23 protein-coding genes are annotated in these 22,372 nt (G+C 58.1%); 11 read left to right on the top strand and 12 right to left on the bottom strand.

What is annotated here, in order from left to right:
* Window positions 1-73 precede the first annotated feature (73 nt).
* The 11 genes from fliH (at window position 74) to fliR (ending at window position 8,514) form a co-directional block, all read left to right on the top strand.
* Window positions 74-814, top strand: a complete 741-nt coding sequence (fliH, locus tag NIZ92_RS06255) for a flagellar assembly protein FliH (RefSeq protein ID WP_021446819.1) — start codon at window positions 74-76, stop codon at window positions 812-814.
* 47 nt (window positions 815-861) lie between these two features.
* Window positions 862-2,256 carry a flagellar protein export ATPase FliI gene (gene fliI, locus NIZ92_RS06250; RefSeq protein WP_254003204.1) on the top strand — a complete coding sequence of 465 codons (1,395 nt, stop codon included), beginning with the start codon at window positions 862-864 and terminating at the stop codon, window positions 2,254-2,256.
* Window positions 2,257-2,258: 2 nt separating this feature from the next.
* Window positions 2,259-2,708, top strand: a complete 450-nt coding sequence (fliJ, locus tag NIZ92_RS06245; protein ID WP_254002865.1) for a flagellar export protein FliJ — start codon at window positions 2,259-2,261, stop codon at window positions 2,706-2,708.
* A gap of 12 nt (window positions 2,709-2,720) precedes the next feature.
* Window positions 2,721-4,067 carry a flagellar hook-length control protein FliK gene (locus tag NIZ92_RS06240; protein ID WP_254002864.1) on the top strand — a complete coding sequence of 449 codons (1,347 nt, stop codon included), beginning with the start codon at window positions 2,721-2,723 and terminating at the stop codon, window positions 4,065-4,067.
* Between the two features lie 212 nt (window positions 4,068-4,279).
* Window positions 4,280-4,765, top strand: a complete 486-nt coding sequence (locus NIZ92_RS06235) for a flagellar basal body-associated FliL family protein (RefSeq protein ID WP_226349333.1) — start codon at window positions 4,280-4,282, stop codon at window positions 4,763-4,765.
* On the top strand, window positions 4,766-5,773 hold the full coding sequence (fliM, locus tag NIZ92_RS06230) for a flagellar motor switch protein FliM (RefSeq protein WP_009458081.1): 1,008 nt from the start codon (window positions 4,766-4,768) through the stop codon (window positions 5,771-5,773).
* A complete protein-coding gene (fliN, locus tag NIZ92_RS06225) occupies window positions 5,770-6,273 on the top strand; it encodes a flagellar motor switch protein FliN (RefSeq protein ID WP_009458083.1) in 504 nt (167 codons plus the stop codon). Before fliM ends, fliN begins: the two co-directional genes overlap by 4 nt.
* A 3-nt stretch (window positions 6,274-6,276) precedes the next feature.
* Entirely contained in the window at window positions 6,277-6,579 is a 303-nt protein-coding gene (fliO, locus tag NIZ92_RS06220; RefSeq protein WP_226349335.1) for a flagellar biosynthetic protein FliO, read from the top strand.
* A gap of 46 nt (window positions 6,580-6,625) precedes the next feature.
* Window positions 6,626-7,354, top strand: a complete 729-nt coding sequence (gene fliP, locus NIZ92_RS06215; RefSeq protein ID WP_226349341.1) for a flagellar type III secretion system pore protein FliP — start codon at window positions 6,626-6,628, stop codon at window positions 7,352-7,354.
* A gap of 9 nt (window positions 7,355-7,363) precedes the next feature.
* On the top strand, window positions 7,364-7,633 hold the full coding sequence (fliQ, locus tag NIZ92_RS06210) for a flagellar biosynthesis protein FliQ (protein WP_003804652.1): 270 nt from the start codon (window positions 7,364-7,366) through the stop codon (window positions 7,631-7,633).
* A 95-nt stretch (window positions 7,634-7,728) separates the two neighbouring features.
* Window positions 7,729-8,514: a flagellar biosynthetic protein FliR gene (fliR, locus tag NIZ92_RS06205; protein WP_254002863.1), complete on the top strand. Its 786-nt coding sequence runs from the start codon at window positions 7,729-7,731 to the stop codon at window positions 8,512-8,514.
* Here fliR and NIZ92_RS06200 read toward each other — a convergent pair.
* The 12 genes from NIZ92_RS06200 to flgF form a co-directional block, all read right to left on the bottom strand.
* Complete coding sequence (locus tag NIZ92_RS06200) at window positions 8,511-9,200, bottom strand: PolC-type DNA polymerase III (protein WP_115634924.1); 690 nt, start codon at window positions 9,198-9,200, stop codon at window positions 8,511-8,513. The genes fliR and NIZ92_RS06200 overlap by 4 nt on opposite strands.
* Window positions 9,197-11,107 carry a DUF294 nucleotidyltransferase-like domain-containing protein gene (locus NIZ92_RS06195; RefSeq protein ID WP_254002862.1) on the bottom strand — a complete coding sequence of 637 codons (1,911 nt, stop codon included), beginning with the start codon at window positions 11,105-11,107 and terminating at the stop codon, window positions 9,197-9,199. The genes NIZ92_RS06200 and NIZ92_RS06195 overlap by 4 nt, the downstream gene beginning before the upstream one ends.
* A 119-nt stretch (window positions 11,108-11,226) precedes the next feature.
* On the bottom strand, window positions 11,227-12,933 hold the full coding sequence (locus NIZ92_RS06190; RefSeq protein WP_083053884.1) for a methyl-accepting chemotaxis protein: 1,707 nt from the start codon (window positions 12,931-12,933) through the stop codon (window positions 11,227-11,229).
* Window positions 12,934-12,954: 21 nt separating this feature from the next.
* Window positions 12,955-13,392 (bottom strand): hypothetical protein, encoded by a 438-nt coding sequence (locus NIZ92_RS06185; protein ID WP_035269056.1) that lies wholly within the window; start codon window positions 13,390-13,392, stop codon window positions 12,955-12,957.
* Window positions 13,392-14,816: a methyl-accepting chemotaxis protein gene (locus tag NIZ92_RS06180; RefSeq protein WP_274382993.1), complete on the bottom strand. Its 1,425-nt coding sequence runs from the start codon at window positions 14,814-14,816 to the stop codon at window positions 13,392-13,394. Before NIZ92_RS06180 ends, NIZ92_RS06185 begins: the two co-directional genes overlap by 1 nt.
* A 68-nt stretch (window positions 14,817-14,884) precedes the next feature.
* Window positions 14,885-16,102 (bottom strand): flagellar hook-associated protein FlgL, encoded by a 1,218-nt coding sequence (gene flgL / locus NIZ92_RS06175; RefSeq protein ID WP_083053885.1) that lies wholly within the window; start codon window positions 16,100-16,102, stop codon window positions 14,885-14,887.
* 35 nt (window positions 16,103-16,137) lie between these two features.
* On the bottom strand, window positions 16,138-17,853 hold the full coding sequence (gene flgK / locus NIZ92_RS06170) for a flagellar hook-associated protein FlgK (RefSeq protein WP_009458104.1): 1,716 nt from the start codon (window positions 17,851-17,853) through the stop codon (window positions 16,138-16,140).
* A 105-nt stretch (window positions 17,854-17,958) separates the two neighbouring features.
* Window positions 17,959-18,924 (bottom strand): flagellar assembly peptidoglycan hydrolase FlgJ, encoded by a 966-nt coding sequence (flgJ, locus tag NIZ92_RS06165; RefSeq protein ID WP_254002861.1) that lies wholly within the window; start codon window positions 18,922-18,924, stop codon window positions 17,959-17,961.
* On the bottom strand, window positions 18,924-20,006 hold the full coding sequence (locus tag NIZ92_RS06160; protein ID WP_161808935.1) for a flagellar basal body P-ring protein FlgI: 1,083 nt from the start codon (window positions 20,004-20,006) through the stop codon (window positions 18,924-18,926). The genes flgJ and NIZ92_RS06160 overlap by 1 nt, the downstream gene beginning before the upstream one ends.
* A gap of 74 nt (window positions 20,007-20,080) precedes the next feature.
* Complete coding sequence (locus NIZ92_RS06155; protein ID WP_254002860.1) at window positions 20,081-20,767, bottom strand: flagellar basal body L-ring protein FlgH; 687 nt, start codon at window positions 20,765-20,767, stop codon at window positions 20,081-20,083.
* 19 nt (window positions 20,768-20,786) lie between these two features.
* Window positions 20,787-21,572, bottom strand: a complete 786-nt coding sequence (flgG, locus tag NIZ92_RS06150) for a flagellar basal-body rod protein FlgG (protein ID WP_035269048.1) — start codon at window positions 21,570-21,572, stop codon at window positions 20,787-20,789.
* Between the two features lie 44 nt (window positions 21,573-21,616).
* On the bottom strand, window positions 21,617-22,366 hold the full coding sequence (gene flgF / locus NIZ92_RS06145; RefSeq protein WP_035269047.1) for a flagellar basal-body rod protein FlgF: 750 nt from the start codon (window positions 22,364-22,366) through the stop codon (window positions 21,617-21,619).
* Window positions 22,367-22,372: the final 6 nt, after the last annotated feature.

Here is a 22,372-nt window from a genome sequence, read left to right as displayed (position 1 = left end):
TGGGCAGCTCCTGCCCGTCCAAGCCGTTATTCGCTTGTGCCCAGGCACGAACCGCCTGCGCAGGAGCCTGTAAATGTCCAGCCACCGTAAAGCCTCGGCCTACTCGGAACTTCAGGAAAGCTGGAGCCGCTGGCAAATGCAGGGGCTGGATGATCCTGTCGTCGCCCCGGAACCGGAAGAGCCCGAGTTCGTCCCTCCTACCCCGGAAGAACTGCAGCGCGATCTGGAAAACCAGCGCAGCCAGGCGCAGGAAGAAGGCCATACCCAGGGCTATCAGGCCGGTTACAACCAAGGCCACGCTGCTGGTCTGGCAGCAGGCCAGGAAAGTGGTCATGCCCAGGGCTATGAAGCCGGAATGGCGGCTGGAATGGCCAAGGCACAAGAACAGATTGACCAGTACATCAAGGAATTTGTCGCCTTGAACCAGAACTGTGCCCAGTCCATTGAACTGATGGATCAGGAAATGGGCCAATCCCTGATTCAGCTGGCGACACGTATTGCCGAGCATGTATTGCAAAGCACCATCAAGGCCGAACCCAGCCGCATCCGCGATCTGGTTGCCGAAGTACTGCGTAGTGATCCAGGCGATACCAGCGCCCTGGAACTGAGCTTGCACCCGGACGACATCAGCCTGGTGCGTGAGTTTCTGATTGAACAAGGCGAGCCCCGCGCCTGGCGTCTGCAAGAAGACCCCCAGCTGCAACGCGGTGAATGTCGTGTGCGCTCCAGTTACGGCGATATTGACGCCACCTTTGCCACCCGCTGGAAACGCGCCCTGGCCAGCCTGGGCTTGCCCGTCTCTTCGGAGCCCTGATGGCAACTCCCCTTTTGGCCTCCTCCCCCGAACGCTGGCGCGCCCAGATGCTGTCGGCACAGCAACGGGTCCAGGCCATTGAGCCCAGCTTGCGCAGTGGCCGCGTTGTCCGCGCCACGGGTTTGGTGCTGGAAGCTACAGGCTTGAAGCTGGCGGTAGGGGCCGCTTGCAAAGTGGAGCTGTCTGCCGCGCAAAACATCTGGGCCGAAGCCGAGGTTGTAGGTTTTGAAGGCAGATCCTTGTATTTGATGCCCTTGAGCGAAATTTCCGGCCTGCCTCCCGGTGCACGTGTTGTACCGGTTGAAGCTCAATTGCAGCCGCCGGTTCCGCTGCCCGACTCCGATCAACCGGACAGCCTGCCTGCCCAGGCGCGTTCGCGCCATGTTCCGGTCGGCCCCGGCCTGCTGGGTCGCGTGGTCGATGGCAGCGGCAATCCGCTGGACGGTTTGGGCCCGATCGACGCGCAAGCGTGCGTCTCGCTCAGCCACACCACACTCAACCCACTGAAGCGCAGTCCCATCGACACGGTTCTGGACGTAGGAGTACGTGCCATCAACGGTTTGCTGACCGTAGGCCGTGGTCAGCGCATGGGCCTGTTTGCCGGTTCCGGTGTGGGTAAAAGTGTGCTGCTGGGCATGATGGCCCGCTACACCCAGGCCGACATCATTGTCGTGGGCCTGATCGGTGAACGGGGCCGAGAAGTTAAAGAATTTATTGAGCACAACCTGGGCGAAGAGGGCCTGCAACGCTCGGTTGTTGTCGCTGCTCCGGCTGATGTCTCGCCCTTGCTGCGTTTACAAGGCGCGGTGTACGCCACCCGACTGGCCGAGTTTTTCCGTGATGAAGGCAAGAACGTCTTGCTGATCATGGATTCGCTGACGCGTTATGCCATGGCTCAGCGCGAAATCGCCTTGGCAATTGGCGAGCCGCCTGCCACCAAGGGCTACCCTCCTTCCGTTTTTGCCAAGCTACCGGCCCTGGTGGAGCGCGCCGGCAATGGCGAACCCAATGCACAAGGCCGTTGCGGCTCGATCACCGCGTTCTACACCGTGCTGACCGAGGGCGACGACCAGCAAGACCCGATTGCCGACTCGGCGCGCGCGATTCTGGACGGTCACATTGTGCTGTCGCGCAGTCTGGCGGAAACCGGCCATTACCCGGCCATTGATATCGAAGCGTCCATCTCACGGGTCATGCCCAGCATTGTGGAGCCAGAACAGATCAAGATGGTGCACCGCTTCAAGGGCCTGCTCTCCAGCTATCAACGCAACCGCGACCTGATTGCCGTGGGCGCCTATACCCGTGGCAATGATCCTGCCATTGATCAGGCCATTGATCGTTTCCCCTGGCTGGAGGCCTATCTGCGCCAGGGCATGCAGCAACGTGTGGACGTGCCACGCGCCTTCGATGAATTGAACGCCGTTCTCAATAGCGAGCAATAGCCATGAAAGCCAACGCCTCTTTACATACGCTGGTCGATCTCAGTCAGAACAATGTGGACGACGCGGCCCGCCATCTGCAGGAGCTGCGAACAGAACGCGATGCGGCCCAGTCGCAGCTGGAAATGTTGCAGACCTATCGCCAGGACTACGCCCAGCGCCTGCTGGATGTGGGCCAAACTGGGGTAACCATGGCGAACTACCACAATTTCCGGCGCTTTATCGTGACATTGGACCAGGCCATTTCCCAGCAAAATAGTGTCATCCAAACGCTGGAACAGAAAATGGAACAGGGACGCCAGGTCTGGTATGGCCATCAGCAGCGCCTGAAAGCGTATGAAACCTTGATCGACCGCCGTCTCCAGACCCAGCAAGTCCAGCAACAAAGAATGGAACAACGTAACAGCGATGAAATCGCTGCTCGTCTCTTTACCCGTAGCCAGACCGCCTATTAAACAAGCGCCGCCATGACTTCGCCCACTCTTTCGGTTTTACCTGCGGCCCCTGCCGCACCCTCGGCCCCCGTTACCAACACGGCCGGGCCTGCGGCTGCGCATGCGCCCAAAGACGAAGGCTTTGCCCAGCATCTGCAAACCCAACAACAGCAGGTGCAACACAAAGGGGCTGGCAGGACACCGGCAGCCGCCAAGCAGGACAGCACCAAAACCCAGGTTCCCGCCGATAGCCCCAAGCTGGCTGACGCCGTGGCCGAACAGGCTGGTGCCAGCGAGCTGGACCCCTTGATCAAAGACCCGGCCCTGCTGATTGCCGATCAGAGCGATCTGGAACTTGACACTGATGCCCCGGCCGATAGCGGCCTGCCTGCCATGGCCTTGTCGATTCTTTCGCAAGTACAGGCCATCAAGAGCAGCAAGGTCGACCCCAAAAGTGCCCAAACCGATAGCAAACTGCCACTGAGCGCTCTCAACACACGCCAGAATCTGGCCGCCGAGCCAAGTAGCCGTCAAGCTCAGACCGCGCCATTGAACGCTGTTGAAGCAGAAGCCGAGCTTGATCTGAGCGCCGAACTGGTCTTGCCTAAAGCCGTTGAAACCAGCAATCCGCTGGCTGCCACCACTGCTCGCAAACCAGCGGTGAACACAGCACAAGTGCTGAACAACAACCCGCCAGGCACTGGCATCGCCGCTAATGTGCCCTCATCCCAGACACGTTTGATGGATGAAGCGTCGGCTTCCTTGGCTAGCTTTGGCCGACAAATTGCTGACGATGCCCGTGCCGGCGTGAATCTGAACCTGCCCGCTCTGGATGCTTCCCTGCTAGCGCAACTTGGCGCCGCACCCAGCGCAGTCCAGGCCAACAGCCCGGCCGCCTTGCCCAGCCCCCTGACGCTGGCCATTGCCACGCCGGTCCAGTCCCCCGAATGGGGGGCGGCCATGGGTCGTCAAATGATTACCTTGGCCCAACAGGCTCAAGGCGGCGTTCAAAGCGCCGACATTCGTCTGGACCCACCCGAACTGGGCCCCTTGCGCATTACCTTGCAAATGCAGGATGGGATGGCCCACGCCATGATCACCTCGCCCCATGCTCAAGTCCGCCACGCCCTGGAACAATCCTTGCAGCAGCTGCAACAGCAGTTTGCAGAAAACGGGCTGACCTTGGGACAGGCTGACGTAGGTGACCAGCACGCCTCGCACCAGGCCTTTCACGAGCAACTGGCCGCCAAGGGCAATCAAGGCGATCAACCCGCCTTCAGCCTGAACGGCGTGGCTTCCGCTGACGAAAGCAGCCCCTTGGTGAACAGCAGCGCCACACGCTCGCTGAACCCCGACGCGCTGGTTGATACCTTCGCCTGATTCACAGTCCCACAGACAGCCCGGCAAAAAGCATGATTAAGCTCGAAAAGCAGCGTCTATTCGCCGGGCCTGTCCTGTCTGACCTCCGGCACAATAGCTCAGGCATGCAGTCAGGCTCAGGCCCGACATGCGTTTGTCTGTTTGTAATACGCTAGAAAATACATCGCTCACATCACATGGCCCGAAAAGCACCCACCAAACTTGCACGCCTGATGAAAACCGGTCTGCTGGTTCTGTTTATTATCGCCGCTAGCGTGGGCGCAACGCTGTACTACTCCCTGCAACAAAGCAGCACGCCTGCCTGGTTGGCCTGGGCAGAAAAAGGCCAATCAGTTGAAGCGGCCCCTGCCCCGGACGAACCGCCGGTGGTCAAGGTCAATGCCAAACCCATTTTTGCGCCGCTGGACCCCTTTACCGTCACCCTGAACGAGAATGGCCGCTCGCGCATCTTGTACGTAGGCATCACCTTGCGTGTCCAGGACGATGGTTCGCGCTCCATGCTGGTGGAGTACATGCCCATGGTGCGTGATCGCGTGCTCAAGATTCTGGCTGAACAGCGCCCCACCTACATCCAGACCTCCGAAGGGCGTCAAGCCCTGGTTGCACAGCTGAGCGCCGGCCTGAAAGAGCCCTACGCGCCCAACACCGCTGTACCGAACATCAATGATGTCCTGTTCACCGCCTTTGTCATCCAATAAATGTCGTATCAGAGCTTCCTATCCCAAGACGAAGTCGATGCACTGCTGGCCGGTGTTACCGGCGAAGGCGCTGACACCAAGCCCTTGAACGAAAACCTGACTGGCGTACGGGCCTATGACCTGACCTCGCCAGACCGGGTAGTGCGTCACCGCATGCAGACCCTGGAGCTGATCAACGAGCGCTTTGCCCGTCGTTTGCGCTCGACCATGCTCAGCTTCATGCGCCGCAACGCAGACATCACCGTCGGTTCCATTCGTATTCAGAAGTACTCGGATTTCGAGCGCAACCTGCCCGTGCCCAGCAACCTGAACATGGTTGCCTTAAAGCCCTTGCGGGGCGTGTCGCTGTTTACCTTCGACCCGAACCTGGTCTTTCTGATTATCGACAGCCTGTTTGGTGGCCATGGCCGCTACAACACCCGCGTCGAGGGCCGGGATTTCACCACGACCGAGCAGCGCATCATCCAGCGTTTGCTGACCCTGACGCTGGAGAGCTACTGCGGTGCCTGGGAGTCCATCTACCCGCTGGAAGCGGAGTACATGCGCTCGGAGATGCATACCAAGTTTGCCAGCATCAGCAGCAGCAATGACATCGTGGTGGTGACCTCTTTCAATATTGAATTTGGTGCCCAGGGTGGCAATCTGAATATCTGCCTGCCCTACTCCATGATCGAGCCGCTGCGCGATCTGCTGACCCGCCCCTTGCAGGACAAAGGCACCAACGATATTGACCAGCGCTGGACCCAGCAATTGTCACGACAAGTGCGCAGCGCCGAAGTTGAACTAATTGCCAACTTCGTCAATATAGACATGACCATTGCCGAGCTGACCCAGTTAAAGGCCAATGATGTCTTGCCGATTGAAATCCCCACTCTTATTGAAGCCCACGTGGATGGCGTGCCGGTTCTGGAATGCCGCTACGGCACCTCCGGTGGCCGCTACTCCTTGCGGGTAGAAAACATCTTGGCCACCAACGACAGCGATTTGACTAAAGGTAAGTCCCTATGAGCGACCCTCACAACCCTAACGACCGGTCTGCGCCCGAGGACGACTGGGCAGCCGCGATGGCTGAGCAACAGGCTGGCAGCCAAAGCAGCACCCAAGCCCAAGGACTGGAACAGCCCCTGGAGGATGACTGGGCCTCGGCACTGGCCGAGCAAAGCGCAGCCACGCCTGTGCACGAACCCAGCCCGGCCAGCAATCTGTTCCCGCCCATGGAGCACGCCGAAGCGAACGCCACCACCGATATCGACATGATTATGGACATCCCGGTCCAGCTGTCGGTGGAGCTGGGTCGCACACGTCTGACCATCAAGAACATTCTACAACTGGGCCAGGGCTCCGTGGTGGAGCTGGACGGTCTGGCGGGCGAACCGCTGGATATTTACGTGAACGGCTACCTGATCGCCCAAGGCGAAGTGGTCGTGGTGGACGATAAATACGGTATTCGCGTCACCGACATCGTGACTCCATCGGATCGTATCCAACGCCTGAACGGCCGCCGCTAGAACATGGAACAAGCCCAGCTCGTCAGAATCATGCTCAGCCTGCTGCTGGTTGTAGGCCTGATTCTGGCGGCAGCCTGGGTTGCCCGCCGAGGCGGGCTGCTGAAAAACAAAAACCAGCAACGCATCAAGATTCTGGACAATCAACGCCTGGGGCCGCGCAGCAGCGTGGCCTTGGTCCAGATTGATGACCGCGAAATTCTGATTGGCATCACCCCTCAGCAGATCAGCCTGCTGCACACCACAACGCCCGCTGGCTCCGAGCCGGACTTCCAGGCCCATCTGGACCAGCACCGTGCGCCCCGCTGACAGCATCATGACCGCACTCCTCTCTCCCGCCCAGCGAATCGGCCTGATGCTGCTTCTGGCCCTGATCAGCCTGCTCCTGCCTTCCGAGGCCTGGGCCCAGGCTGTTCCGGCCATTACCAGCACAGCAGGCCCGAACGGCTCGCAAACCTGGTCACTCAGCATCCAGACGCTGGCCATGCTGACCATGATGTCCTTCCTGCCAGCGGCCTTGCTGATGATGACCGGCTTTACCCGCGTCATCATCGTGCTGGGGCTGCTGCGCAATGCCATGGGTACCGGTACAGCGCCGCCCAACACCGTGCTGGTGGGCCTGGCCCTGTTTCTGACTTTCTTTGTGATGTCACCGGTGTTTGATCAGGTGTATCAGGACGCCTACAAGCCCTTGTCAGAAAACAAGATCAGCTTTGAAACTGCACTGGAGCAAGGCGCCCAGCCCCTGAAAACCTTCATGCTGCACCAGACCCGCGAAGCGGACTTGAAGCTGTTTGGCGATATGGCGGGCGTGGCAGAACTGGAATCCCCGGAAGATGTCCCCTTGCGCGTACTGGTGCCGGCTTTTGTAACCAGCGAGCTGAAAACCGCCTTCCAGATCGGCTTTACGATTTTTATCCCCTTTCTGATCATTGACCTGGTGATTGCCAGCGTCCTGATGTCCCTGGGGATGATGATGGTCCCACCCGTGACCATCTCGCTGCCCTTCAAGCTCATGCTGTTTGTGCTGGCCGATGGCTGGCATCTGCTGCTGGGTTCCCTGGCCCGCAGCTTCTACCAATAAAGGACTGTGATGACTCCCGAAACCGTCATGTCCATGACCTACACCGCCTTGAAACTGGCCTTGTCCATGGCCGGTCCCATGTTGATCGTGGTGCTGGTGGTGGGTCTGGGCATCAGTATTTTCCAGGCAGCCACCCAGATCAACGAGATGACGCTGTCTTTCATCCCCAAGCTGCTGGCCATGGGCATTACGGTGGTGCTGCTGGGCCCCTGGTTGATCAACAATATGGTCGACTACATGCAGGGCCTGTTGCGTGGCATTCCCGGGCTGGTCAACTAAGACCGGCCAGCGCGACAAGGAGCCTTCCGTGAGTACGCAAATCCGTGACGGGCAAAGTGCCATGCCTTGCCCACTGAACAGGCCCTAGGCGTGCCGTGCTCGACCTGAACTCCGCCCAGCTCTATGCTTGGCTCAACGCCTTTCTGTGGCCCTTCATCCGTATTCTGGCCACCCTGGCTACCGTTCCCTTTTTTAGCGAATCCGCCATCCCCAAGCGGGCCAAAATAGGCCTGGGCTTTATCCTGACCCTGATTGTCGCGCCCTCGCTACCGCCTCTACCCGATCTGCCCACAGCCTCTTACGAGGCTCTGTTGATTGCCGCGCAGCAAGTGTTCATCGGTGTCGCGCTGGGTTTGACCATGCGCATCGTGTTTGCAGCGGTACAGACAGCGGGCGAGTTTATCGGCCTGCAAATGGGCCTGTCTTTTGCCTCATTCTTTGACCCCGCTACCGGCGCGAATACGGCCGTGCTGTCGCGGCTGTTGAACGTGATTGCGGTGCTGACCTTTCTGGCCCTGAACGGCCACCTGCTCTTGCTGGGTGTGCTGGTGCGCACCTTCCATGTGCTGCCCATCGGCGCGGACCTGAACATCAATGGCTGGGGTGCCTTGCTCGATTGGAGCAGCGAATTGTGGGTGTCAGGCATGTTGCTGGCCCTGCCACTGATTATTGTGCTGCTGACCATTAACCTGGCCTTCGGGATCTTGAACCGTACCGCCCAGCAATTGACGATTTTTGCTGTGGGTTTCCCAATTACGCTGACAATCGGCCTGACCTTGCTGACCGTGGTCGTCCCTCAAACCACGCCCTTCCTGACCCAGCTATTCAACTCCGGCTACGAAGCCATGATGCGGGTCGCGCTGGGGCTGGCAGGCTCTTAAAACGCGTGCGCCTGCCGCTGCTTGTGCGATTGCATCAAGCGCCGAGCCTGGCCTATGGTCAGGATGCCTTTTTGCTTGGCGCGCCCAATCAGTAATTGCATCAACTGTGCACTGACCAGGGCATCTCCCAACGCATCATGGCGGTCACTTACCGGCAGGCCACAATATTTCAGGCAATCGTCCAGGCCCAGACGACGACCACGCCAGTCGGGCAATACACACGCAGCCAGTTCAGCCAAATCCAAAGCCAAAGGCCGGGCCTGTTCCAGGCCCGCCTTCGGCCAGGCACGGTCCAGAAACGCCAGATCAAAGTCGGCATCCCAGGCGACCCATACCGTATTTTCGGAATAGCGGGCAAAGTCCCGCATCAGCTGGGGTAGTGGCTCGCCTTCTTCCTGTTGTTGCGGGCTGATCTCATGAATCAATAAGCTATCAGGGCTGCGCTCGCCCTGAGTGCGAACCAGACCGGACCAGATATTGCCCAAGGCAATCGAACCGTTTTCCAGGCGGACCGCACCCATCTGAACGATATGGTGGCGCTTGGGCTCCAGACCACTGGTTTCCAGATCCAGCACCGTAAAGGCCGCTTCGTCCAAAGCCAGTTCGTCCACCCCACTCCAGGACAAGGACGGACTGCGTGCGGCAAAAGAAGATTTACGCCAAGGTAGCCAGGAAAGCAGTTTCATAAGCGATACCGGAAAGCCAGAATACGTTGGGCACGGCGCACTTGCGACAAGGCTTCACGCAAGACACGTGCATCCAGTGCACCTAAAGTACTCAAACGCACCAGATTGTTGGGCTCCTGCCCCTGCTGCAACTGGGTTTGGTGATGTTGCAAGCGCAGCAATTGCAAATAGCGGTAGGCCTCGCACAGGCCCTCCGACTCCTCGTCTGTGAAGACACCGCGCTGAGTCAGCACGGCCAGCCTGTCCATGGACGAGGCCAGTTCGCAACCATGCGCCAGGGCCAGCACCCGCAGCACATCCACCATCGGTGCCAAGGCCTGTTTCTTGATGTCCAGCTTGTCATCGCCCTGCCCCATCAGCGCTTCCAGACGACTGCGCTTTTTACCGCTGGGAATACGGGTCTGACAGGTACTTTGAGCCAGCATGCGCTGGAACACAGGGTTATCGTTCACCATGCCCAGTACCCGGCGCTGCATGCGTTGCAGCATACTGCTCTGGCCCCAGATGGCGCGGCAGTCAAAGTAAATCGTGGACTCCAGCAATTGCTCGGGCGCAGGCCGTTCAATCATGATCTGGAAACGATGCAGCCATTCGGCTTCAGACAGGCAGAGGTCAGGATTGCTGGCCATGATATTGCCAGTGCACCAGGCCATCCCGCAACGGTCCAGGGCCTCGTTCACCCGACGCGCAAAAGGCAGGAGCAAGGCGCGATGGGCTTGGGCCTGTTCGGGCGAATGGGCGGCAAACAAAATGCCGTTGTCCTGATCGGTATGACGGGTTTGCTCGCCACGGGCCTGACTACCAAAAGCCAGCCAGCAGAACTCGATGCCATCCAGCCCGGAGCCGGGCAAGCTTAATTCAATCGTGCGCTGAACCGTGTGATCATTCAAACGCGTAATCACCGCAGTCAGCTGTTCAGAACGCGCACCGTGAGCCAGCATGGCATCCACCAGCCGACCAATATCGGACTGCAGACGTACCAGCACGGACACGTCCTGGGCACAGCGCAAGGCACGCGACAAATGCACCAGATCCACGCGCTGCAAGGAGAACACATCACGCTCGGACACCATGCCCACGACTTTATGGTCTTGAACCAGGCAGATATGGCCGATCTGATGCTCTACCATCAGCAAAGCCGCATCAAAGGCCGAGGATTGGGGAGCCAGCCAGACCGGGTCCGGTGTCATGACTTGAGACATGGCCTGGGTCGGATCGTATTGACCACCAGCTACCAAACGGCGCAAGTCTCGCAAGGTGAAGATGCCCAACAAATGCTGGTCCGGATTGACCACCACCATGCTGCTGACCTGACGCTCGTGCATATCCTTGACCGCCTGCTCGACCGGACAATCCGGCAAACAGCTGAGCAAACCGCGTTCTGTCAGGGCTTGCAGACTCATGTCCAGCGTGTAGCTGGCACCCAGGTCGGCGCTGGCACTTTTCTGGGCACTGCGCCAGACCGAGGCCAGCAGGCTGCTGGCACCACGCAAGCAGTAATCCCGAAAAGGCTCGCTGATGGTCAGCAGATGGGCAACGGCTTCACCAGCCACGCACAAGGTAAAGCAGTCTTCCTGCACCAGGTAATCACTGTCCAGAGCCTGACCCGAGACCAGTTCACGCACGGGCAGAAGATCCCCTTCCACATACTCGTGAGTTTCACCGTGTTCCTGGCTGGAGATCTGACCTTGGCGAACAAGGCAGAGCTGGTCAACACGTGCGCCTTCTTCCAACAGCACCTGTCCGGCTGAAAAAAACCGTAGCTCGCTATGCTCGATCAGGTAATCGCAATGCTGCGCCTGCATCTGATCGAAAGGCGGGTAAGCAATCAACCAGGCCAAGATGCCGGGCGCCTTTTGGCGCACCGCCGTCTTGGCCACGGATTCACCGGGAATCGCGAAGGACATGGGCGTCTCTGCTGGCTATAGGCAAAGAATTATTGTGCCATGCAGCATGGCCCTCGCGGACCCTGTTTTTCTAGGGGATTTCAACTATAGGCATGCGCCTTTTTTTCCCCTCAAAGCGCTTAACGCAAACGATCGTAGTCGCGCTCGGCCATATCGATGACATCGCCTTCCTGGACCTTGAATTGGGAGACCGCCTCGGCCAGGGTCTCGGATTGAGACTGCAAAGAGCCTGCTGCTGCAGCCGCCTCTTCCACCAGCGAGGCATTTTGCTGCACCACAGCATCCATTTGTGCCACGGCAGTATTGATCTGTTCGATACCCGCCGTTTGCTCTTGAGAGGCCGAGGAAATCTCGCTCATCAAGGTGGTCACGCTATTTACCGCGCGCACCACTTCCTGAATAATGTCGCCCGCGCTGGCCACTTGCTGTGTGCCGGTCTGGACTTCATTTTGCGAGGCTTCAATCAGGCCCTTGATTTCCTTGGCCGCTTGCGCGCTGCGCTGCGCCAGGCTGCGTACTTCGCCCGCTACCACCGCAAAGCCCTTGCCCTGCTCACCGGCACGGGCGGCTTCCACGGCGGCGTTCAAAGCCAGAATATTGGTTTGGAAAGCAATACCGTCAATCACGTTAACGATGTCTGCCACTTGGCCGGAACGCGCAGAGATCTGGTTCATGGTATTGACCACGGCACCGACCGACTCCCCACCCTGGCGAGCAACCTTGGCGGCGTTATGAGCCAGCTGGTCTGCCTGATGAGCATTGTCTGCGTTCTGGCGCACCGTGCTGGCCAATTCTTCCAGACTGGCCGCCGTTTCCTGCAAGGCGGCGGCTTGTTGTTCGGTACGGGAACTCAAGTCGGTATTGCCTGCAAAAATCTGCGAGGAACCTGAAGCAATTTCGTCCACACCTTGGCGAACGGTCAGCACAATGCCTTGCAAGCTTTGCTGCATGCGGCGCATGGCATCATACAAAACACCGACTTCATTGGCCGAACGATAGGTAATCTTCTTGGTCAGATCGCCATTGGCAATATGGTCAAAATGCACACCGGCTTCACGCAGGGGAGCCAAAGCGGTACGACCCAGCACCAGGCGCAGCGCCACAATAATGGCCAAGCCAATCAGCAAGCCCAAACCAATCGCGCTATTGGCAACGCGGGTTTGCAATTGAGCTTGTTCCAGCAGCAAATCCGTCTGATCGTTGTAGAACTTGCTCAACTCTTCAATACGGAACTGGAAAGTGGCCGCACGCAGCACACCAAAACCTTCGCTGACGAAGTAAAAAGTGCTGTAATCGCGTGTCTCCAGGGCCTGAACCATAGGCTCAATGCCATCGTCCAGATACGCCTGGTAGGAAGCCACCAAGCCCATGGCCAGTCGGCGCAGCTCCGGTTCGGTAGGCATATTGGCACGGATATCCGCAAAGGCCTTGCGTACCTCATCCAGCTTCTGGTTGGCCATAATCACCAGATTGTCTGCACTTTGCAGCATATTGGCGTCGTTATCGATGCCAGCTTCCTGATAAAAGCGCGCTGCGCTCATCAAGCTAAGGCGCGCTTCCATCATATTGTTATTGAGCTGCAGAATCTGTACGGAACGATCTGCCTGACGATTGATGGTACGCAGCGCATCGCCGCTTTGCTGCAGGTAGTAAGCCGCCAGGCCGCCCACGGCCACAATCAGGACCATGAACAAGCCCATGCAGATCATCAGCATGGTGCTGATCTTCAGGCCCGAAGCGGACTTCAGACTGGGGCGAAATGATTTTGAGGAACGACGTTTAGAAGCGCGGGACGCGGACGGAAGACTGCTTTCAATACCCAGCATTTGCTAAATCCAAAGAAAACTCTAGTGGCTGACCGGCAAGATGGTGATCATGTCCGTGCCAGGGTGCTCAATCGTGACCGAGCCTGTCGTGGTACTACGCGCTTGCTCGCGATACATGGAAGGAATATGACTGCGTTTGACCACTTGCTGGAAACGCCCCTGGGCATCAAATTGAAGCCACAGTTCCTGTCGAAAATAGACCGCATCCGTTGCCAGGGTTGTGCCCTGGAACCACACGGCCATTTCACTGCCATCGAGCTGTCGGTAGACCTGATGAGGACGACCTTGCAAGGACAGCTCGGCATCGGCACGAGTACTTTGGCCCAGGATCAGATCATTCAACCCCGAGGCCTTGAAGGAGGAACCCTGGGTGGCACACGCAGCCAGGGTAAGCAAGCACAAGCCTATCAGCGTCTTACGTCCCAGCCCGACCCAGGTACTCAGTCGGGTGCGAGACATTAAAACTCCTCCCAATCATCATCCGAAGCAGCGCTGCTGCTTTTGCTCAGGTCCGGGCGCAGCAGGCGCTGGCTATCATCCTGGGCAGCGGTAGCCTTGGCGGCCGGTGCAGCCTTGGCAGGCGCCGACAAGCCTTTGGTGGCGGGGCTCGCTTTGGTGGCCGCGGCACTGCCGTTCAAGGCGGGGCTGCGACGGTGTTCTGTTTCAGAGGAGGCAGCGGCCACACTGCGGCGGTTGGCCACACGGCGCGCGCTGACGTCAATGACTTCCGTACCGGGCGAACGGAAGAACGCGATGGCCTGGTTGACCTTGGTCACCTGCTCGCTCAGGCCAGAGGATGCCAGAGCGGCCTGCTCCACCAGACGGGCGTTGTACTGCGTTGTTTCATCCATTTGCGAGACTGCGCGATTCACCTGATCAATCCCGGAGGACTGTTCAATCGTGGCAGCGGTAATCTCACCCATGATGTCGGTCACGCGACGCACGGAATCCACAATTTCCTGCATGGTGGCGCCGGCACGTTCCACTTGCGAGGAACCTTCCGTCACTTTGCGCACCGAGTCTTCGATCAAGGCGGTAATTTCACGCGCGGCCTGGGCACTGCGCTGAGCCAGGGCTCGCACCTCAGCGGCCACCACCGCAAAACCCTTGCCCTGTTCCCCTGCGCGAGCGGCTTCCACAGCCGCGTTCAAAGCCAGAATATTGGTCTGGAACGCAATGCTGTCGATCACGCCCACAATGTCGGAAATCTTGTTGGAGCTGGCCGAAATGCCTTGCATGGTTGCAACCACTTCATTGACGGCACTACCACCACGATGAGCCACATCCGATGCCGTGGCGGCCAACTGGTTGGCTTGCTGGGCGTTGTCTGCGTTCTGACGAACAGTGCCGGCCAACTGCTCCATGCTGGCAGCGGTCTGCTGCAAGGAAGCGGCCTGCTCTTCGGTACGGCTGCTGATATTGGTATTGCCCTGGGCAATTTCCTGCGCACCGGCATGGATCTCTTCCAGGCCCAGACGTACCGTCGTGGTGGTCTTGACCAGGGATTCCTGCATGCGACCCAGCGACTCGAACAGATCACCGATTTCATTGGCGGTCAGCACGCGAATACGTTGAGTCAGATCGCCTTTGGCAATTGCATCAAAGTACGCAGCAAAGTCGCCCAAGGGACGCACCACACGACGGAAGAAGTAGCTGATCGCGGCCAGGCCCAGCAGCACGGCCAGCACCAGCACAACGGTCAGGACGATATTGAACGTGCTCTGCTGCTCTTGCAGGGTGCGCAAGACTTTGTCGCCCGAACCCAGGGCCAGCAGGCCATGAAAGTAATACAGCGCCCAACCTGCCATGGCCACTGTCAATGCCATCAGAGCAGCAATACAAAAGGTCATGCCGACCTTTAGACTCAAATTCTTAAAAAGCATAGAAGATTCCCGCACGTGGTGCTTGACTGCCGGTTTAAGGAAAAACCACCCAAAAAAGGAACGCAGGCTTAGCGATTCATATTGAACAAGCTCATGCTCTGAATCGTCTGGAACGCCATGGCCGACATTTCCAGCGCAGCCTTGCGCAACTCCAGATCGGTGGAAGCCTGAAAAATATTCAGATCCTCCAGACGCGAGAGTTCATTGGTGTAGTTCAAAGCACGAGCCGCGCCGTTGGCGCTCAAGGCATCAATCTCGTTCATGCGCGTACCCACCGAGGAAATCACGGTCTGCACGTTATCGAAGTTTTCCCCGATACGTTGCATGGCCGAGTTCATCGCGTTGCGGAACTCTGCCTGCCCAGCGGGATCGCCACTGACAGGTTTACGCAGGGCCTCAACCACCGATTGCAAGGTGTTGAACATGTTCATGTCTGCCGAGCTGGTGCTGTCTACCGAGCTGACCTCGAAACTGTCACCGACGGCAGGCTTGCCTTCGATCTGGACGCTGACTCCACCGGGCAAATTAATGCGTTGACGCTCGTTTTCGTCCAGTACGCCCTGGCTGACAACCGCGCCATTCACTTCGATGTCGTACTCGGTTTCCGAAGTAAAGCGAATGGTGTAATGGGCTTCGGCACCAGCCAGCGAGGAATTGCCATTCGGAGCACTGACTACAGCCGAGCCCGTATTGGCATTGGCCTGGGTGAAATAGGCGGTCGAGCCGGGATTGGCGCGCTCGAAAATGGTGCGGCCATGATCTGCCGAATCCATTTGACGAGTTTGCTCAACCTGAATATTGCGGCTGTTGGTGTCGCCCGTGTAGCTGAAGGTATTGCCCGTACGCTCGAAGGCCTGTGTCGTGCCCTTGGCACCGGAGAACAGGTATTGCCCCGAACCATCCTTGGTATTGGCAAAGCCAAACAGAGTATCCAGCGCACTTTCCACCACCGTGGCCAAGGTGCTGCGATCCGCGTCGGACATGGTGCCGGTAGAGGCTTCCACCAGACGGGTCTGCACGCCTTGCAACTGCAGGTTGACGGCATTGAGCAGGTTTTCTTCCTCCCCCAGGGCACGCATGGCCACTTCACGGTTTTCACCGTAACGCTTGTCCATGGCCTGGGACTGGGCCAGATTAATGGTCTGGGCCGAGGCCAGCGGATCATCCGATGGGGTGATCATGCGCTTTTGCGAGCCCATTTGCTGAAAAACCCGCATCAGATCGGACTGCTGCTTGTTGATCGAAGTCAGGCCCGTCTGAAAGAAAAGAGAAGAACTGATACGCATAGCAAGGTTCCAATTTCAAGACTAAAGAGCCGTACTCAACTACGCAGGCCTAAAAGGGTGTCAAACATCTGGGAGCTGACGTCAATCAGACGGGCAGCGGCCTGATACTGCTCCTGATAACGCTGGAGCATGATGTATTCCTCGTCCTTGTTCACGCCGGACAAGGTTTGCTGAGCGGCATAGTTTTGCTCGATCAGCTTTAACTGGGCTTTGGCCGCCGTGCCGTTTTGCTGCGTTTGCACCGCAATACGGTTCACGATCTGACCAAAAGAATCGTTCAGGCTCAAAGAGCCGTCGGCCAGCACCTTGCTATTGCGCAAGTCCGCCAGTTTCTGGGCGATGGCACCGTTAGCCGAGCCGGTGTCTTTGTCGGCTGCAGCAATATCCTGTGGACGCTTGATCTCCACCTGCAAGCTGCTGCCTGCATTGACGGTGGGCTGCAGCAACCAGGAGTCGCCATCCTGAGATTGGGTCTTCAAGCCGGAGACATCAATTTCCAGACCATCCACCCGGGTAATGCCACCGTTCTTGTCCGGACCGTTCAAGGGGGTAACGTCGTTGCTGCTTAAGTTACGCAGCTGGAAACGACCATCCACGCGCTCGATGCGGTAGTTGTCGCCCGTCAGCTTGTCGACTGGCTGGGTGTAGCCCTTGCTGGGATCAGCCGGATCAACAGGGTCTTTGTAGAAAGACACACCAGGCACACCGCTGCTGACCGGGTTATTGCCATTGGCAATCACTTTCGGGCCGCTGACGCTGAACATGTCTTTGCCCGCCTCACCCTTCAGGTCCACACCTTGACGGTGAATATCGTTCACCGTGTGAGCCAGACCCACAGCCAAACGCCCCAGCGCATTGATAGCCGGCTCCAGGCTTTCCTGACGGAACTGCAACAAGCCCCCCAAGGTGCCGCCTTTAATGGTGCCCTCGCGGAACTCGGACACCACCATCTTGCCGTCCACATTCAGTGCGGAGGTAAAGCCGACCACCATACGCTCGGGGTTTTCAGCCGAACGCACGGCGTGCAAGGGGTAAATACTCTCGCCACCCAGCAGCATCTGGCCGCCAGCGGTGGTGATGCTCATCCGTCCATCCTGCTCGACGGTACGCACATCAATCAGTTGCCCCAGCTCGGACACCAGCTGTTCGCGCTGGTCCAGCAAGTCATTGGGTTCGTGACCGGGCGTGGTGCCTTTGGCAGCAACGATCTGTTTGTTGACGTTATCAATCCGTTCCAGATAGCTGTTGATCTGGGTAACGGTGGTACCGACCTGGGTATTGATGTTCTCGTTGACGCGGTTCATGTAGGATGTCGCGTCACGAATCTGGGTAGCCAGGCTTTCTGCACGGCCCAGCAGTTCCTGGCGAGCCGAAGGATCCGCAGGTTGCGATGCCACGGCTTCCAGACCATTGAAAAAGTTTTGCAAGGCGGGGCTGACGCCGACCGTGCGGTCCGAAAACAGATTGTCCAGCTGGGCAATTTCCGTACCGTAGCTAACCAGAGCCGCACCGGTAGTTTGCGAGCGCACCAACTGCTGATACAGAAAGTTGTCGTAGGAGCGCTGAACGGTAACCACCTGCACGCCACGGCCGTAATAGCCATTGCCGCTTCCTACCGAGCCAGCCGTCTCAACCAGGACCGATTGGCGGTTATAGCCAGCGGTATCGATATTATTAATATTGTGGCCCGTCACCTGCATGCGCTTTTGAGCGGCAAACAAGCCGGTAATACCAAGGTTGGCGAGATTCATATCAAATCCTTTCTGTCCTGCCCGGCCCGTAGTGTCCAAGGCGAAAAATGAACATGCTGCTTTTTAACGACCACCTTGGTGCAATATTTAGACCTGTATCAATAATTAAGACTTGCCGCCATCAAAGTAGGCCATGATGGAGATCAGCTTTTTGGCGTAGGAGGGGTCGGTGGCGTAGCCCGCTTCCTGAATGCGTTGCGCCGCTTCTTGAGGCGAAGCCGCTTGTTTTACGCTTTCATAGCGTTTGTTATTACCGATCAGGCGCGCGTAGTCCGCAAACGACTCGGCATAGGAGTCATACGCACGGAAGGTCTGCGTCATTTTGCGCGCCACGCCGTTCTGATACTCCGTCGTCATGACGTCCACCGTTTTGCCCTTCCAGGACGGCGTAGCCTTGATACCAAACAGGTTATGGCTGGTGGAGCCATCTGCGTGCATGATTTCACGCTTGCCCCAGCCCGACTCCAGCGCCGCCTGGCTCAAGATCAGTTGGGCCGGGACGCCACTGTCCTCGGCAGCCACTTTGGCGGCCGTGTTCATGCGGTCCACAAACTGGCGAATATGATTGGGCGCGCCCTGAATCGACGAGTACACACGCTGCACCGTACTGTTATTGCTGAGCTTGTCGATCAGCTCGGCAATCGATGCTGCATCAATGGAACGGTCATTAGGCATGCGCGAACGCAAATCCGCCCGACGCGAAGGGGCCGCCTCCGGATCATGGGACGCGACACCAAATGGCTCGCTGTTCTGCCCGCTCATCTGGGCCTGCAAGGCTTTGGCCAAACCAATGCCGGGGTCAGCCAACTGCATGGCCAGTTGCTCATCACCCAGACTTTGCGCCATGCGCACCGACTGCGTATCAAACAAGCCGCCTTCGGGATTGGCAGCCCGTGCCTGCTTCAAAATATTTTGAATGAACAGGGACTCGAACTGACGCGCCACTTGCAGCTGGGTGGCCTGATTCTGACCGTCCTGCCCGGCTTGCCGACGCAGTTGGGCCAGCTGCTGGGGGTCAAACATCGAAACCTGCGTTCCCGTGCCCGGACGTGGGAAGTACTGCACCGTCATTAGATGATCTCCAAATCGGCCCGCAAAGCGCCCGCGCTTTTCAGGTTCTGCAAGATGGACAACAAGTCTTGAGGGGTGGCACCCAAAGCGTTCAAAGCGCGCACCACATCGGCCAGATTGGCACTGGTCTTTACGCGTTGCAGGGAGCCGCTATCACTGCGCATTTCAATCTGGGTGCTGTCAGCCACTACGGTCTGACCACCACCAAAAGGAGTATCCGGCTGGCTGACCTGCGGTTGACGGCTGATGACCACGGACAGATTGCCGTAGGCAATGGCGGCTTCATCAATCGTGACCGTGCGGTTCATGACCACCGAGCCGGTACGAGCATTGATCACCACGCGAGCACGTGCCGGTGGCAGATTCACTTGCAGGTTTTCAACATGCGAAATAAAGGCGGTTTGAGCCTGGGGGTCCAAGGGACCGCGCACCTGAATCAAGCGACCATCCAGCGCTGTTGCAGTTGAAGGGCCGAACTGCTTGTTCAGGGCCGCCACCACGTTCTGGGCTGTACCGAAATCCGAGGAATTCATTTCCAGATTGATCACGCCATCCCGAGCGTAAGTCGTGGGTACGCTTTGCTCGACCGTTGCGCCGCCTGGAATGGTGCCGCCATTGAGCTGGTTGACCTGTACGCTGGAACCACCTGCTTCGGCCCCTGCCCCACCCACCAGCAAGTTGCCTTGGGCAATGGCATAGACCTGACCGTTCGCACCTTTCAAGGGCGTCATCAACAAGGTCCCGCCACGCAAACTCTTGGCATTACCCATGGAGGACACGACCACATCCACGGCCTGACCAGGACGGGCAAAGGCGGGTAAACGGGCCGTCACCATGACAGCCGCCACGTTCTTGAGCTGCATATTGCTGCCCTGGGGAATGGTCACCCCCAACTGGGACAGCATATTGGTCAAGCTTTGCTGGGTGAAAGGAGCCTGACGCACCTGGTCACCGCTGCCATCCAGACCCACGACCAGACCGTAGCCGATCAGCGGGTTGTCTCGCACGCCCTGAATGGATGCCAGATCCTTGATACGCTCGGCCTGGCTGACCGGAGCCAGCAACAGGCCCGCCGCCAACATGGCGGCTTGTAGCACTTGGCGATAAGAAGAAAAACGAGTACGACTCATGGAAAACGCCATAGCAAGCAAAAGGCTCAGAACGGAGAAATATTCAGGAAAAAACGCTGTAGCCAACCCATGGTCTGGACTTCGTCCATAACCCCTTTGCTACGAAACTCGATACGGGCATCGGCCACCTGGGTGGAAGACACCGTATTGCTGCCAGTAATGGAGCGTGGGTCCACCACACCAGAAAAGCGGATGTGCTCGCTGCCACGGTTAATGGCGATCTGCTTCTCACCGGCCACCTGCAAATTGCCGTTAGGCAAAACGCCGACCACGGTGGTCGTCAAGGTGCCGCTAAAAGTATTGTCGGCACGGCTGGAACCCTTGCCCTGAGCCTTGTTCGAGCCACTGACTTCAAAGTTCTGCTTGCTACCCACTTCGTTAGGCAGGAAAGCTGGAACGCCGGTAAAGTCCAGACCACCGCTTCCGGTCCGATCCGTATTGGTCGAGACATTCTTGGCCGCGTTGGTCCGCTCCTGGATCATGATCGTGACAATGTCGCCCACATTACGTGGTCGTCTGTCTTCAAACAGCGGATAGTTACCGTAAGCCGAGGGCTGGTAGATAGAGCCATTGGCCACCACGGCGGCAGGCACCGCCGGTGGCGGGGCCGCCGTCAGGGGGCCGGTTACCACATCTTCAGGGGGCACCAGCGCACAACCGGACAGGGCTACAAGCGCACACAAGGCAAGACGGCTCTTCAGAGCTTGGAACATTGTCACGATCTCTTTAGATTTACAGCTGTGTCAGGCGAGCCAGCATCTGGTCAGCCGTGGAAACGGCCTTGCTGTTGATTTCGTAAGCACGCTGAGCAGTGATCATATTGACCAGCTCCTCGGCCACGTTGACGTTGGAGGTTTCGTTGTACTTGTGCATGACCAGACCAGCACCGTCCATGCCAGGCTGCAGGAAATTGGCGGCACCCGAGGCATCGGTTTCGATGTACAAGTTCTCACCCATGCTTTGCAAACCAGCCGGATTAACAAAGGTGCTCAGTTGCAGCTGTCCCACCTCTACGCTAGTGCCAGCAGCCCCAGGCTGAGTCACCGACACCGTACCATCCGGGGCAATCGTCAACTCCAACGCGTTATCCGGGATATTGATAGGTGGCTGAATAGGGTAACCACCAGCGGTCGTTAACTGCCCATTCTGGTCGCGTTGCAAACTACCATCACGCGTATAGGCAAAGGTGCCATCGGGCATTTCCACTTGCAGGAAACCGCTGCCCCGAATAGCTATATCCATGTTGTGGCCAGTGTGTTTCATATCACCTTGGGTATGGATACGCGCGGTTGCCACAGTACGCACACCGGTCCCTACCTGCAGGCCAGTGGGCAGTTGGTTGGCAGCCCCCACCTGAGCGCCAGGCTGACGAATGGTTTGGTACATCAAGTCTTCAAACATAGCGCGTGTACGTTTGAAGCCGGTGGTATTCACGTTGGCCAAGTTATTGGAGATAACGTCCATATTGGTCTGCTGGGCTTCCAGACCGGTCTTGGCAATCCACAGAGAGCGAATCATGTGTGTGTAATCCTTGCAGCTAGCGCCTGCGCAATCAGCGCGGCTTAGCCATTAAAAGAAAGTAGGGAGTTGGCCCGATCTTCGCGTGCGCTGGCGTCCTGGATGACCTTCATCTGGGTTTCAAAGCGGCGCGCATTGGCAATCATGGCCACCATCGCTTCAGCCGGGTTCACATTGCTTTTCTCGATAAAGCCCGAAACCATGCGTACCGACGGATCAACCGGGGCCGGCGCGCCATTGCTCATGCGAAACAAACCATCCTGCCCCCGCAACAAATCAGCAGAAGGGGGATTGACCATTTTCAATTGCCCCATCACCTGGATATCGCGTGGGTTGTCACCCGCACCCAGCGCGGTCAACTGACCGTCGCTGGAGAACGTGATCGATCCGCGATCCGGGATTTCAATGACCTGCCCATCGGCGCTGAGCACGGGCAAGCCACCTTGTGTCACCAGCTGATTCTGGGCATTGACCACCAGATCGCCTGCCCGCGTATAGGCTTCCTGACCATCCAGCGCACGAACGGCAAACCAGCCCTCGCCCGCAATGGCCACATCCAGCGCATTGCCGGTCTCGGCCATGGCGCCAGGTTGAAAACGGCTGCCTGGCGTCACTGTGGCCGTGCCTACGCGGGTTTGCGAACCCACATCGCTTGTGACGGGCACGGAACGGTAATACGCCAGCTGCTGGCGAAAACCGGACGTGTTCACGTTGGCCAGGTTGTTGGTAATGACGTCTTGTTGCTCCAGCGTGCGCTGGGCGCCATTCATGGCGGTGTAAATCAGGCGATCCATGACAGC

The organism is Alcaligenes sp. 1735tsa3 (assembly GCF_024134565.1).
Taxonomy (GTDB): Bacteria; Pseudomonadota; Gammaproteobacteria; order Burkholderiales; family Burkholderiaceae_B; genus Alcaligenes; species Alcaligenes phenolicus.
The sequence above is the reverse complement of the archived record's forward strand: the minus strand, read 5'-3'. Positions and strand labels throughout refer to the sequence as shown.